At 64.7% G+C, this 12,614-nt stretch carries 12 protein-coding genes; 6 read left to right on the top strand and 6 right to left on the bottom strand.

The window, feature by feature from the left end; translation table 11 throughout:
- Nucleotides 1-3 precede the first annotated feature (3 nt).
- The 4 genes from HY019_RS13640 to HY019_RS13625 all read right to left on the bottom strand — a co-directional run bounded on the left by HY019_RS13640 (nt 4) and on the right by HY019_RS13625 (nt 3,321).
- Complete coding sequence (locus HY019_RS13640) at nt 4-1,035, bottom strand: beta-ketoacyl-ACP synthase III (protein WP_290692984.1); 1,032 nt, start codon at nt 1,033-1,035, stop codon at nt 4-6.
- Nucleotides 1,036-1,046: 11 nt separating this feature from the next.
- The gene (plsX, locus tag HY019_RS13635; RefSeq protein ID WP_290692982.1) at nt 1,047-2,189 is read right to left on the bottom strand and encodes a phosphate acyltransferase PlsX; all 1,143 of its coding nucleotides are present in this window, start codon (nt 2,187-2,189) and stop codon (nt 1,047-1,049) included.
- 152 nt (nt 2,190-2,341) lie between these two features.
- Nucleotides 2,342-2,524 carry a 50S ribosomal protein L32 gene (gene rpmF / locus HY019_RS13630; RefSeq protein WP_290692980.1) on the bottom strand — a complete coding sequence of 61 codons (183 nt, stop codon included), beginning with the start codon at nt 2,522-2,524 and terminating at the stop codon, nt 2,342-2,344.
- A gap of 194 nt (nt 2,525-2,718) precedes the next feature.
- Nucleotides 2,719-3,321, bottom strand: coding sequence for a YceD family protein (locus tag HY019_RS13625; RefSeq protein ID WP_290692978.1), 603 nt, complete (start codon nt 3,319-3,321; stop codon nt 2,719-2,721).
- A gap of 76 nt (nt 3,322-3,397) precedes the next feature.
- Here HY019_RS13625 and HY019_RS13620 point away from each other — a divergent pair, with 76 nt between their 5' ends.
- The 5 genes from HY019_RS13620 (at nt 3,398) to HY019_RS13600 (ending at nt 8,521) form a co-directional block, all read left to right on the top strand.
- Nucleotides 3,398-4,051, top strand: coding sequence for a Maf family nucleotide pyrophosphatase (locus tag HY019_RS13620; RefSeq protein ID WP_290692976.1), 654 nt, complete (start codon nt 3,398-3,400; stop codon nt 4,049-4,051).
- Between the two features lie 105 nt (nt 4,052-4,156).
- On the top strand, nt 4,157-4,942 hold the full coding sequence (locus HY019_RS13615) for an SAM-dependent methyltransferase (protein ID WP_290692974.1): 786 nt from the start codon (nt 4,157-4,159) through the stop codon (nt 4,940-4,942).
- Nucleotides 4,943-5,000: 58 nt separating this feature from the next.
- Nucleotides 5,001-5,501 (top strand): DUF3429 domain-containing protein, encoded by a 501-nt coding sequence (locus HY019_RS13610; protein ID WP_290692972.1) that lies wholly within the window; start codon nt 5,001-5,003, stop codon nt 5,499-5,501.
- A 39-nt stretch (nt 5,502-5,540) separates the two neighbouring features.
- Nucleotides 5,541-7,382, top strand: a complete 1,842-nt coding sequence (locus tag HY019_RS13605) for a PDZ domain-containing protein (RefSeq protein ID WP_290692970.1) — start codon at nt 5,541-5,543, stop codon at nt 7,380-7,382.
- Nucleotides 7,367-8,521: a DUF3108 domain-containing protein gene (locus HY019_RS13600; RefSeq protein WP_290692968.1), complete on the top strand. Its 1,155-nt coding sequence runs from the start codon at nt 7,367-7,369 to the stop codon at nt 8,519-8,521. The genes HY019_RS13605 and HY019_RS13600 overlap by 16 nt, the downstream gene beginning before the upstream one ends.
- A 49-nt stretch (nt 8,522-8,570) precedes the next feature.
- Here the strand turns inward: HY019_RS13600 and HY019_RS13595 are convergent, their stop codons facing one another.
- Nucleotides 8,571-9,323 (bottom strand): DsbC family protein, encoded by a 753-nt coding sequence (locus HY019_RS13595; protein WP_290692966.1) that lies wholly within the window; start codon nt 9,321-9,323, stop codon nt 8,571-8,573.
- 45 nt (nt 9,324-9,368) lie between these two features.
- Nucleotides 9,369-10,523, bottom strand: coding sequence for an FAD-dependent monooxygenase (locus HY019_RS13590; RefSeq protein ID WP_290692964.1), 1,155 nt, complete (start codon nt 10,521-10,523; stop codon nt 9,369-9,371).
- A gap of 141 nt (nt 10,524-10,664) precedes the next feature.
- Between HY019_RS13590 and HY019_RS13585 the strand changes: the two genes are divergently transcribed.
- Nucleotides 10,665-12,560, top strand: coding sequence for an ATP-binding protein (locus HY019_RS13585; RefSeq protein WP_290692962.1), 1,896 nt, complete (start codon nt 10,665-10,667; stop codon nt 12,558-12,560).
- The last annotated feature ends 54 nt before the right edge of the window (nt 12,561-12,614 follow it).

Here is a 12,614-nt window from a genome sequence, read left to right as displayed (position 1 = left end):
ACATCAATAGTCGACCAGCACCGCACCCCAGGTGAAGCCCCCCCCCACCCCTTCGAGCATGAGGGTCTGACCACGCTGGACCTGACCGCTGCGCACAGCGTGATCCAGCGCCAGAGGGATGGAGGCCGCCGAGGTGTTGCCGTGCTGATCCACGGTCACCACGATCTTGTCATACGGGAGTTTCAGTTTTTTGGCAGTGCCCTGCATGATGCGCAGGTTGGCCTGGTGCGGAATGAGCCAGTCGATGCAATGCGCGTCGCGCCCGGCGGCGTCCAGCACCTCGTGCGCCGCCTTGTCCAGCACGGTCACGGCCAGCTTGAACACGGCCTGACCGTCCATTTTCAGGGTGGCGTCGCCCAGAATCTGCCCGCCCGAGACGTTGCCCGGCACATTGAGCAGATTGGCATGGCGGCCGTCGGCATGCAGGCAGGAGCTCACGATGCCGGGTTTGTCAGAGGCTTCCAGCACCACCGCACCGGCGCCATCGCCAAAAAGCACGCAGGTCGTGCGGTCCTTGAAGTCCAGCAGGCGGGAAAACACCTCGGCACCAATGACCAGCGCCCGGCGCGAAGCACCTGAGCGGATCATCGAGTCGGCCACGGTGAGCGCGTAGATGAAACCCGAGCACACCGCCTGCACGTCGAACGCGGGGCAGCCGTGGATACCCAGTTCGCGCTGAATCAGGCAGGCCGCAGAGGGGAAGACCATGTCCGGCGTGGACGTGGCGCAGATGATGAGGTCGATGTCGGTTGGCTGGATGCCGGCTGCCTCGATGGCACGAAGCGCCGCCTGAACGCCCAGCATGCTGGAGGTGACGTCAGGTTCGGCGAAGTGCCGCGCCTGAATCCCGGTGCGCTCGACGATCCAGGCATCGGATGACTGGATGCCTGCGGCTGCCAACTGCTCAACCAGATCCTGGTTGGTGACGCGGCGTGGAGGAAGGTAGCTTCCTGTTCCGGCAATGCGGGCGTATCGAGCGCCCGGCAAAGTCTGTTTGGGTAAACGAGAACTGTCGTCTGTATGTCTTGTGGACATTGAAGGGAGGATCAGGCCGCCTGCCCCACATCCGCCGAACCACTTGTTGTGTCAGCCGAAGTCGGCAGACTGACAAGCGTGGCAGCGATCTGGTCGTGAACCCGGTCCAAGAGCTTGTGACGGGCGGCATCATAAGCCCGATTCAGGGCCACTTCAAACGCCAGCTTGTCGGAGGAGCCGTGACTTTTGAACACCAGGCCGCGCAGGCCCAGCAGTGCCGCGCCACTGTAGCGACGGTGGTCAACGCGCATTTTGAAGTGATTTAGCACCGGCATGGCAACCAAAGCCGCCATTTTGGTGAAGATGTTGCGCGTGAATTCCTGCTTGATGAAGGCCGAGAACATGCCAGCCAGCCCCTCGGCGGTCTTCAAGGCGACATTGCCGACGAAGCCATCGCACACGACGATGTCCGAAGTTCCCTTGAAAATGTCGTTGCCTTCCACGTTGCCGTAGAAGTTCAGCAGGCCGCGTTCGTTGGCCGTGCGCAGCAAATCACCAGCCTGTTTGATGACTTCGCTGCCCTTGATCATCTCTTCGCCGATGTTGAGCAAACCCACACTGGGGCTGTCTTTGCCGTCCACCGCCGACACCAGGGCGCTGCCCATGACAGCAAATTGCAGCAGGTGCTCGGCCGTGCAGTCGACATTGGCCCCCAGGTCGAGCACCGTGGTGAAGCCGTCCTTCTGGTTGGGCATGACCGTGGCCAGCGCCGGGCGGTCAATGCCCTCCACCGTCTTGAGCAGGTAGCGCGCCAGGCCCATCAGGGCGCCGGTATTGCCAGCCGACACGCAGGCGTGCCCCAGCGCGGGCTTGTCGGCCGTCGCCTTGAGCTGGCTGATGGCCACGCGCATGGACGAATCCTTCTTGCGGCGCAAAGCCACCTCCACGGCGTCATCCATGGTGACGACTTCCGTGCAAGTGACCAGCGTGGTGCGGGGCCAGTTGCGGGCGGGCTCGATGGCCTCTGCCAGGCCCACCAGCACCAGCTCGGCTTCAGGGTGCTTGTCCAGAAAGGACTTGGCCGCCGGCAAGGTGACCGTCGGGCCATGATCACCACCCATGCAGTCCACGACGATGCGAACGGGGGACAGAACCCCCTCGGACGATCGAGTACCCGCGGTCGGGGCAGACGAGTGAGGCGTGGAAACAGTCATGGGCAGATTCGAAAGACGCGCGGCCCGCTGCACAGCGAAGCACAAGGAACGCGCAAAAAGAACAAGGGCTGGCGCAAACCGATGTGATCGGTTGACCCAGCCCTCTTGGCGTGTCTTGCCACCCGGTCAGCAACCGGGTAAGGCCCGAAAGATCAGGCGTCAGCCTTGGTCTTGAGGACCTTGCGACCACGGTAGAAACCGGTGGCGCTGATGTGGTGACGCAGATGGGTTTCGCCAGTGGTGGGTTCCACAGCCGTACCCGGCGTGACCAGGGCATTGTGCGAACGGTGCATACCGCGCTTGGAGGGCGACTTTTTGTTTTGCTGAACGGCCATGATGGACTCCGAAAGTGCGAACTTGTTTGCAGCTCGCGGGTTGTCAGACCACACCGTTGCCAGCTCCAAATTGCCTGAAGCCGGCCGCCTTGCAGTCCGCAAGTTAATGAAATTGCTTGGGAATTAGACCGCAGCTACCAACGGGTAACCCGGAAAACTCGCGATTCTAGCACGAGTCGCGCACTGATATCAAATCAGGAGCGATCCTTTTTCAAGGAAGCCAGCACGGCAAAGGGGTTGGGGCGCCCCGAAGCCGTCGTGGCCTGACCGTCAGCGGCTGGCTCGGGCTCGGCGCCCGGCGGCAAGGCTTCGGACTCGGCCGTCATCAGCGAGACCACGTCCGTGGGGCATTGATCGTGGCGCGGCACGATGGGCAAGGCCATGATCAACTCGTCCTCGATGAGCGCCATCAGGTCGAATTGCCGTGACAGGGCCAGCACGTCATCGTCGCTGTCGGCGTCCAGCTCGGCTGCGGCCGCCTCGTCTTTCACGAAGCGGATGCTGTGATCAACGGACATCGGCAGGCTCACGGCATGCAGGCAGCGCTGGCACTCCATGGCCATCTCGCCCTCGGCCTTGAGGTCCAGCCAGAGCTGGGGGCCACCCACGCGCTGCGGCACCTGGCGCCCTGTGGCAGACCAGCTGACCAGCGGCAAGCCAGCCACATTGGCGTCTTTGGCCAACTCCTGGGCCAGGCGCGGCAGGTCCGTCAAGGGCAAGGCCCCTTCCATGGTTTCGCCTGACTCGATAAATGCCCCGATGTCCAGCTTCCGGGGTGCAAAGGTACGTGCTTTCATTCCCGCCAGTTTAGGGCAAGGGCGCCAGCCCTGGGACAATAGCGACCTGCGCACACCCCGCCATACCCACTCGCCCATGCCGCTTCGCACACAAAATGCCTCGTCGCCAGCGCAGACCAGCGCCCTTTGGCCCCGTCTGGTGCTGGGGTCGACCTCGCCGTATCGCAAGGAACTGCTGTCCCGCATCGGCCTGCCGTTCGAGACCTGTGCGCCGCGTGTCGAGGAAACCGCCCAGCCCGGCGAGTTGCCGCGTGACCTGGCCTGGCGCCTGGCTCAGGCCAAGGCGCAGGACGTGGCAGCGCAAGGCAGCGGCGACGTCCTGGTGATTGGCTCCGATCAAGTGGCCGAACTGCACGGCCAGGCGCTGGGCAAACCTGGCACGCACGAGCGTGCAACAGCCCAACTGCAGGCCATGCGCGGGGAGCGCGTGCTGTTTCACACCGCCGTGTGCGTGGTGCGCCCTCAGACCGGCTACATGGGCACCCGCCTGAGTACCGTCACGGTCGTCTTCCGCCAACTGAGCGACGAGGACATCGACACCTATCTGCACGCCGAGCAACCCTATGACTGCGCGGGCAGCGCCAAGGCCGAAAGCCTGGGCATCGTGCTGTTGGACGCCATCGAGTCCGACGACCCGACCGCCCTGATCGGCCTGCCCTTGATTGCCACCAGCCAATTGCTGCGGGAAGCAGGCGCTGACCCACTGAGCTGGCGAACCGCCTTGCGCTGAATCAGCGTCGACCCGCAGCCCCCTCACATCACAACCATGTCATCAACAAAACAAAACAAGCCCAGCCAGCCAATAGGTCGACAAACCGGTCCACAAACGGGTCGCTTGCTGCTGATCCCCAATACGCTGGATTTCGGTTGCCTGGATGACTCTACCGGGGAAGCAGCACCCGACCTGCGCGACGTGCTGCCCATGGGCGCCATCACGGCCGCAGCCAGCCTCACCCACTGGATCGCCGAAAACGCCAAGACCACACGCGCCTTCCTCAAGCGCGTGGGCGAGATCAGCCCCTTGCGAGCCCCTTTGCAGGAGCAGGACATCCAGGTTCTGCCTCGCCCCAACAAGGGTGGCAACAAAGGCACAAGCAAACGCCCCGACCCGCAAGAGGATCGCCAGATCACCGATTTGCTGGCCCCGGCCCTGGCCGGCCACGACGTCGGCCTGATTTCAGAGGCGGGCCTGCCCGGCGTGGCCGACCCGGGCGCCGCCGTGGTACTGGCCGCGCACAAGGCCGGCGTGCCTGTGCTGCCCCTGTCCGGCCCCAGCTCCCTGGTGCTGGCCCTGGCCGCCAGCGGCCTGCATGGCCAGAGTTTCGCGTTCGTGGGCTACCTGCCGGTTGAAGCGCAGGAGCGTGCCCAGCGCATCAAGGATCTGGAGCAGACCTCGCGCAAGGCGCACCAGACGCAACTGGTGATCGAGACCCCTTACCGCAATACCGCCCTGTGGCAAGCCCTGCTGCAACACCTTCAAGGCAACACCCTGTTGAGCGTGAGTTGCGGCCTGACCCTGCCCCAGGGCTGGAGCCGAACCGATACCGTCGAGCGCTGGCGCAAGCTGCCGGTGACTCTGCCTGACGACATTCCCACGGTTTTCAGCTGGTTGGCCGCCTGATGAGCCCTCACGAGCGCGCGCTTCTTGCCACAATGGCAACCTTGCCCAGAAGTCCCCTATGAACGCCCTGCCCGCCACCCATACCCTGCCCGACCACCACCACGCCGAGCCCGATGAGCTGGCCCGCAAGCTGGGCTATGCCGGCCTGGCGCCCTTTGTGGCAGGGGCTGTGTTCATCTGGCTGCTGGTGGGGCGCATAGACGAAGAGCCCTTCATGTTCGTGGTTCGTGCCCTCACGAGCTATGCGGCGTTGGTGGTGTCCTTCCTCGGTGGCATCCCCTGGGGATTGATCATGTGGCGCTCGGCCTCCGGCATGCCCATGCCCGATCACCACAAACGCGCCCTGTGGACCGGCGTCATCTACACACTGGCCGCCTGGATGGCCCTGTTGATGCCACCACACGCCGGTCTGGTCATCATGGGCGTGCTGCTGGTGGCCTGCTACCTGTCAGACCGCAAGCGCTACCCTGAACTGGGCGTAGCCGGCTGGTTGACGCTGCGCTTTCGCCTCACCTGCGTGGCCAGCCTGTGCTGCTTCCTGGCCGCTGCCCAGATCTGAATCTGAACGCCCAAACGCCCTCCCCGCCCTGCACACACGATGATCCAATACCGCATTGAAGTGGCCGATGCCCACGCTCACCGCTTCCTGGTCACGCTGCGCGTGGACAAACCTCAGGCCCGCCAGCAACTGAGCTTGCCGGTGTGGATCCCTGGCAGTTATCTGGTGCGTGAGTTCGCCCGCCACCTGTCGCCCCTGACAGCCCGGCAAGGTACGCGGGCTGTTCGTGTGACACCGCTGGACAAGTCCACCTGGGAGCTGGACACGCAGGGCAGCGCAGCCCTGACGGTGCAGTACGAGGTCTACGCCTTCGACACCTCGGTGCGGGCCGCCTTCCTGGACGCGCAGCGGGGCTTCTTCAACGGCACCAGCGTCTTTCTGAAAGCCCATGGCTTCGAAGATCAGCCGCAGGCCGTCAAGATCATCGGCCTGCCCAAGGGCTGGCAAGTGGCCACGGCCCTCCCCGCAGTCGAGGTCGATGCCAAGGGCCTGGGCGACTACCTGGCCCCCGACTACGACGCCCTGGTCGACCACCCCGTCGAGATGGGCAGCTTCTGGCGCGGCGAGTTCACCGTCCGCGGCGTGCGCCATGAGTTCGTGGTGTCTGGCGCCACGGCCGATCTGGACGGGCAGCGCCTGCTGGATGACACACGGCGTATCTGCGAATCCCAGATCGGCTTCTGGCACGGCCGCCGCAAGGCCCCTTTCGATCACTACGTGTTCATGCTCAACGTGGTCGAAGATGGCTACGGCGGCCTGGAACACCGCCAGAGCACGGCCCTGATCTGCGGGCGCAAGGATGTACCCCGGGTGGGCAAGACGCTCAACAAAGACGCCTACACCACCCTGCTGGGCCTGATCAGCCACGAGTACTTCCACACCTGGAACGTGAAGCGGCTCAAGCCCGTCGAGTTCGCGCCTTATGACTACACGCAAGAGAACCACACCCGCATGCTGTGGTTCTTCGAGGGCTTCACCTCGTATTACGACGACCAGTTCCTGCTGCGCACCGGCCTGATTGACGCAGCAACCTACCTCAAGCTGTTGAGCAAGACCGTCAACCAGGTGCTGGCCACGCCAGGGCGGCTGAGCTACAGCGTGGGTCAGGCCAGCTTTGATGCCTGGACGCGTTACTACCGCCCCGACGAGAACACGGCCAATGCCACGGTGAGCTACTACACCAAGGGCTCGCTGGTCGCGCTGGCGCTGGACCTGGCCCTGCGGGAGTTGCCCGCATCCGGCAAGGCCCACCCCTCACTGGACGGCGTCATGCAGCGGTTGTGGCAACTGGCCCGGCCCATCACGCAAGCCGATGTCGCTCAGGCCCTGGCAGACGAGGCCGGTCGCTACCCGCAAATGCTGCCTGTCAAGGCTGGCACACCGGTTGTGGAAGCCTGGCAGACGCTGCTGGACAAGTGGACCGAGGGCTGCGAAGAGTTGCCCCTGCAACACCTGCTGGACCGTCTGGGTGTGGCCTGGAGCAGCAAGTCGGCCCCACTGCCTCAACAGTGGGGTATGCGCGTTCAGGACAGCAACGGCATGGCCAAGGTGCAGGCCGTCATGCGTGGTGGCCTGGCCGAACGGATCGGCCTGAGTGCCGGCGACGAGTTGTTGGCACTGGACGGCTGGCGCATCAAGAAGACCGAGGACCTGACCGCGTGGCACGATGCCCAGCGCGCGCAGCCCCTGCTGGTCAACCGTGACCAGCGCATCCTGCCACTGACTGTGCCGGCGCTGACCCGGCCCGCAGGCAAAGCAGGCAAGCCCCCGCGCGTGCCGGCCCCCACGCCGCCGGCATCGGACATCGTGACCTTGGCCCTGTCTGACGTGAACGCAGCACCTGACAAGATGGCCCGGCGGCAAGCATGGCTGCAGACTTGATCAAGCGCGCAGGCTGGCGAGCCCCACAGCACCGGCGCGCCCTGGCAGCGCTGACGGTGGGGGTGGTGGCGGTGCATTTGTGGCTGACGCATGAGGTGTCCTCGCGCATGCAGGAGCTCGCGCCGCCGGAGCTGACCATCAAGCGCATGGAGGCGACGTATGTGACCCAGGTCAGCCTGAGTGCGCCCCCCGTTGCCGCAGCCGTGCTGCCCCAACCCACCCAAACGGCGCCCGCAGCGCCCACACCCGTCAAGAAGCGCAAGCCAAAGCCGGTGAAGGCCGCCTCTGCGCCCGAGGAAAAAACCGTCGTGGCGGTGGCAGAGGGCAGTGCCAGTGCCGTGACACAAGCGGCGTCCGAGCCGGTGGCAGCCGAGCCCCCGGCCTGGAAGGAGTCCGCACCCAAAGGGCCGATACCAGACCCGGCTTACGCCCAGGAGATCCCGACCACGCCCGCCGGCCCCACTTTCATCTGGCCCAAGGCCACGAAGGTCAGCTACAAGCTGGAGGGCTACTTCCGGGGCCCGTTCTATGGCACGGCCTCGGTTGAATGGGTCCGCCAGGAAAACCGCTACCAGGTGAGGCTGGATGCCAATGTGGCCTTGCTGGGCAGCATGAGCATGATCAGCGAAGGCCTGATCCGCCGGGAAGGCCTTTCACCCGAACGCTACGAGAGCGTCAACAAGGTTGCCCTGCGCGCACCGAAGATCAATGTAGTCAGCTTCGAAGACAGCGAGGTGGTACTGGGCACTGGCGAGCGCGTGCCACGCGAGCCGAACATGCAGGACCCGGTCAGCCTGCTGATCCACCTGGCCTACCAGTTCATCACCAAGCCGCAATTGCTCAAGCCCGGCAACACGATCGAGCTGCCCCTGGCCTATGGCAAAAAAGCCGAGACCCTGGCGTTTGACGTGATGGAAGAAGATGTGCAGCACACCGACATCGGTGACATCCCTGCGCTGCGCGTCAAGCCACGGCGCACGAACCAGGAAAAGGGCGACCTCGTGGGTGAGACCTGGTTTGCCCCTACGCTGCAGTACCTGCCAATCCGCATCCTGACCAAGGCAGGCGAGGTCACGCTCGACATGAAGATGGAAGGCGCCCCTCAGCAGACACCGGGCGGCGAACCCGGCAAGCCCTGAGGCTCATCGCCAGCCCCAGAGATCGCCAGGATGCGACGCCTGACAGTGATCAGCCGCCGATCTTGGCGGTGGCACGGTTCAGACGCTGCTCGATGGTTGCAGCAGGCGCGGCCGAGGCCAGGCGGGAGCCGTCCTCAAAGAACATGGCAGGTGTGCCCTGCACACGCAGTTTTTGCGACAAAGCCGCATTGCGCTGCCCAGGCGAGGCGCACATGCCAAAGGACTTGGCGGGTGGCGTGCCGGACAGCATCCAGTCGCGCCAGGCTTGCGTGCGATCCTTGACGCACCAGATGTTGTCGAGCTTGACCTTGGAGTCCTCGCCCAGGATGGGGATCATGAAGGTGTAGACCGTCACGTCCTTGATCTGCTGGAGCTCCTTTTCCAGGTGCTTGCAGTAGCCGCAGTTCGGGTCGGCGAACACCACGAGGCGACGCTTGCCCGTGCCGTTCTTCCAGACGATGGCGTCCTTGAAAGGCAGGGAGGCAAAATCCACCTTGTTGATCTCGTCCAGGCGCTCTTCGGTGAGGTTGCGCTGGGACTTGACCTCCAGCATCTGCCCTTCGATCAGGTAGTCCCCATTGGCGTCCGTGTAGACAACCTGGTTGCCAACCTTGAGCTCGATGAGACCGGGGATGGGCGTGGTGCGCGCCGATTCGACCGGCGGCAACTCGGCAATGCGCGACAGCTTGAGCTTGAGCGCAGCCAACTGGCCCGCAGACAACTCACCCGATTGCGCCTGGGCCACGGGGCCCAGCGTCAGAACCAGGCAAGCGAGAGCCAGGCAGCGAAACTTGGAATACATCCTCAGTCCTTTGATGTGAAATCAGACCCGGCAGGCCCAACCTGCTCAGGCATCCAGGGCCTTGCCAATCAACCAGCTCTTGACCGGCCCCAGGCGTTGAACCAGCGACATGCCGGCGTTGCGCAGATCCTTCATGGGTGCGCGCTGATCGGCAAACAGGTGCAGCAGGCCATCTGTCAAACCGGCCATGGCCTTGGTCGGCCACTCACGCTGGCGAGCGTAACGACGCAAGGTGCGCTCGTCGCCGGGCGCGCGCCAGGGTTCGTCAGCACGGGCCTGCCTGAGCACCGCCACCAGGGTGTCGACATCAGCCAGCCCCAGGTTGAGGCCCTGCCCGGCCAAAGGGTGCACCTGGTGCGCCGCATCGCCCAACAGCACCCAACCCGGCCCTGTCCAGCGGCTAGCTTGCGCCAAAGCCAGAGGCCATGCTGCCACCGGGGATGTCAGGCTCAACTCGCCGACTTTCGCCGGCGCCGAGGGGTCTGATCGCAGGATGGCGTCCTGCAACTCACGCTCGAACTCGGTCGGGCTCAGGGCCAGCAGGTGCTCGGCGCGTGCCTGCGGCACCGACCAGACCAGGCCATAAGACGCGATCGGGTCAGGTTGGTTGAAGGGCAACAAGGCCAGGATGTCTGGCGAACGGAACCACTGCCGGGCCACACCGTGGTGGGCCTGCGTCGCCTTCAGGCGAGCAGCCACACCCCAATGGCCATATTCCTGTCGCGCAAAACTGACGCCCAGCGCAGCGCGGGTAGCGGAATGTTTGCCCTCGCAGATGGCCAGCAAGGAGGCCTCGACCGGGGCGCCATGCTCGCCCACCGGTGGCACCACTTCCACACGGGGTGCAAACCGCAGGGCCTCGCCCAGCAGGCGTTCGAGTTCGGCGGCATCCACGATCCAGGCCAGCTCACGCACGCATTGCTGCCAGGCTGAGAAGGACAAGGCACCGCCTTCGTCGCCACGCACATCCATTTCCATGACGGGCGCGGCATGCGCCTGCAACGCGGGCCAGACGCGCAAGTGCTCCAGCAGCTTGATGGCCCGCGCGTTGAGCGCATAGGTGCGCACATCCGGGGTGGCGGGTTTGCCGGACTCCGGCGCACGCGCCCACGCCACTTTCCAGCCATCGGCCGACAAGGCCAGGGCCAGGCTCATGGCCACCGCACCCGAACCACTGACGCACACATCAAAACCAGCCATAACCTTGAGAAACCAAATCGAACGTCAAACCCGTGCAACCCATACGAAAACAGGGCGCGTTTCCAGTAATCTAACGTGGAATTCTTAAATCAAATTGAAAGCAGGGCGTAAATGGCAGTAAACCGTCTGTGGAGGACTGCTTTGGGTCATCCCCTTGCCACCTCGGCCGAATCGCATGATGCCGGCCATACCCGCTACTTGTCGCTGATCGAGCGCAAGACCGCGCTGCGCATCTACCTGATTGCCGCCGTGGCGGCACTGGTTTTGTGGGGGTGCGAGCTGTACACGCAATTGATCGCCCCTCACGACCGCTGGGCTCAGCCCGGGCTGGCCTTGTTGATGCTGTGGCTCTACCGCACGCTGGAGCGCAACCCCAACACCCTGGTGGCCACGCAGCGCATCGCGGCGGGCGGCCTGGGCGTGTACTTCATGGTCAGCACCCTGTCGGCCCTGTTTTTCAACAGGCAGACCGTCTCGCCCTATTGGGTGGCCAACAACTTCCAGTGGATGCCGGTGGTGTCCCTGCTGCTGCACCTGACCTTTCCGTGGCGCTGGGCCGTGCGCCTGTCGCTGGGCATGCTGGCGATGGTGGCCCTGCCCGCCATCTGGCTGGAGCTGGCCTCGACCGATGCGGCCTGGTCCGGGGTGATGCAATCACTGGTGATCAACGGTGTGCTCATGCAGATCACCTTCCTGGTGAGCCTGATCAGCGTGGACCGGCTCAAGCACGGCATTGGCCTGATCGTGTCGGGCCACAAGGACGGCCCCAGCGATGCCCGCCAGGCGCTGGAGATGTGGGTCAAGGACCGCACCGATGAGCTGGCCCGCGCGCGTGACGCGGCAGAAGCGGCCTCGCGTGCCAAGAGTCGCTTCCTGGCCGTCATGAGCCACGAGTTGCGCACGCCGCTGCACGCCATGCTGGTTTCGGCCGACCTGCTGGCCGACAAGGGGCACCTGCCGGCCGACAGCCAGCGGGACGCGCGCCTGCTGCACACGATTCAAACCAGCGGCCAGCACCTGCTGACCCTGATCGATCAGGTGCTGGAGTTGTCCCGCATCGAAGCCGGCAAGGTCGAAGCCGTGGAGCAACCCATGGACCTGCACGCCATCGTTCAGAAGGCCTGCAACGCCGTCAAACCGATGGCCGAACTCAAGGGCATCAAACTGCTGGTGGGCGTGCCTGACGACCTGCCTGCCACCCGCATGGGCGACGAGTTGCGCCTGACCCAGGTGTTGATCAACCTGCTGGCCAATGCCATCAAGTTCACCACCCATGGCCACGTGAGCCTGACCTTGCGGCGCCTGCCTCAGGCCGATGCCGGCGAGGACTGGCTGCGCATGAGCGTGATCGACACCGGCCAGGGCATGAGCGAGGCAGACCAGAGCAAGGTGTTCGAGGCCTTTTACCAGGCTGACAGCCGCAGTGACCGCCAGCATGGCGGCGCCGGGCTGGGGCTGACGATCACCCAGGAGCTGGTGAACCTGATGAAGGGCCAGCTCAATCTGAAAAGCCAGCCTGGCCATGGCACGCGCATTGACGTGGACCTGCCCTTGCCTATCCTGCAGGACACCAAGGTCACCCCGATCCACGCGCAAGGCGTCATGCACGACCTTCAAGGCCACCTGGTGCTGATCGTGGACGACGATGACGTCAGCCGCATGCTGGCGGCAGAAATGCTGCTGGGTGCAGGCGCCCGCGTCAAGGAAATCGACAATGGCCCGGACGCCCTGACCTACCTGCGCAGCCACAAGCCGGCGGCCGTGCTGATGGACTGGCGCATGCCCGGCATGGACGGGCTGGAGACAACCCGGCGCCTGCGCCAGGGCGAAGCGGGCGAGCTCAGCCGTCACGTGGCCGTCATCGGCCTGACCGCCAATGCCTTTGAGGAAGACAGGCACAGTTGCCTGAGCGCGGGCATGAGCAACGTGCTGACCAAGCCTGTAGACCGCCAGCAACTGCTTGATGAACTGGTTCACTGGATGCAACTGGCGCCCGCCGGCGCCCTCCCGTCCCCCAAGACCTCGTCAGCCGCGTAAAATGCGCGGTTTGGCGCGTGCGGCCAGCCCACCCGGGTTGGCCGCCGCGCATCC

This window comes from Aquabacterium sp. (genome assembly GCF_016195855.1).
Lineage (GTDB): Bacteria > Pseudomonadota > Gammaproteobacteria > Burkholderiales > Burkholderiaceae_C > Aquabacterium.
This window is presented reverse-complemented; position numbering and strand designations above follow the sequence as displayed.

Bases quoted from the DNA above. Each gene is read 5' to 3' on its own strand.
- HY019_RS13600 (WP_290692968.1), top strand. From the start codon at position 7,367: ATGGCTGCAGACTTGATCAAGCGCGCAGGCTGGCGAGCCCCACAGCAC.
- HY019_RS13590 (WP_290692964.1), bottom strand. From the start codon at position 10,523: ATGGCTGGTTTTGATGTGTGCGTCAGTGGTTCGGGTGCGGTGGCCATG.
- HY019_RS13595 (WP_290692966.1), bottom strand. From the start codon at position 9,323: ATGTATTCCAAGTTTCGCTGCCTGGCTCTCGCTTGCCTGGTTCTGACG.
- HY019_RS13620 (WP_290692976.1), top strand. From the start codon at position 3,398: ATGCCGCTTCGCACACAAAATGCCTCGTCGCCAGCGCAGACCAGCGCC.
- HY019_RS13610 (WP_290692972.1), top strand. From the start codon at position 5,001: ATGAACGCCCTGCCCGCCACCCATACCCTGCCCGACCACCACCACGCC.
- HY019_RS13640 (WP_290692984.1), bottom strand. From the start codon at position 1,035: ATGTCCACAAGACATACAGACGACAGTTCTCGTTTACCCAAACAGACT.
- rpmF (WP_290692980.1), bottom strand. From the start codon at position 2,524: ATGGCCGTTCAGCAAAACAAAAAGTCGCCCTCCAAGCGCGGTATGCAC.
- HY019_RS13605 (WP_290692970.1), top strand. From the start codon at position 5,541: ATGATCCAATACCGCATTGAAGTGGCCGATGCCCACGCTCACCGCTTC.
- HY019_RS13625 (WP_290692978.1), bottom strand. From the start codon at position 3,321: ATGAAAGCACGTACCTTTGCACCCCGGAAGCTGGACATCGGGGCATTT.
- plsX (WP_290692982.1), bottom strand. From the start codon at position 2,189: ATGACTGTTTCCACGCCTCACTCGTCTGCCCCGACCGCGGGTACTCGA.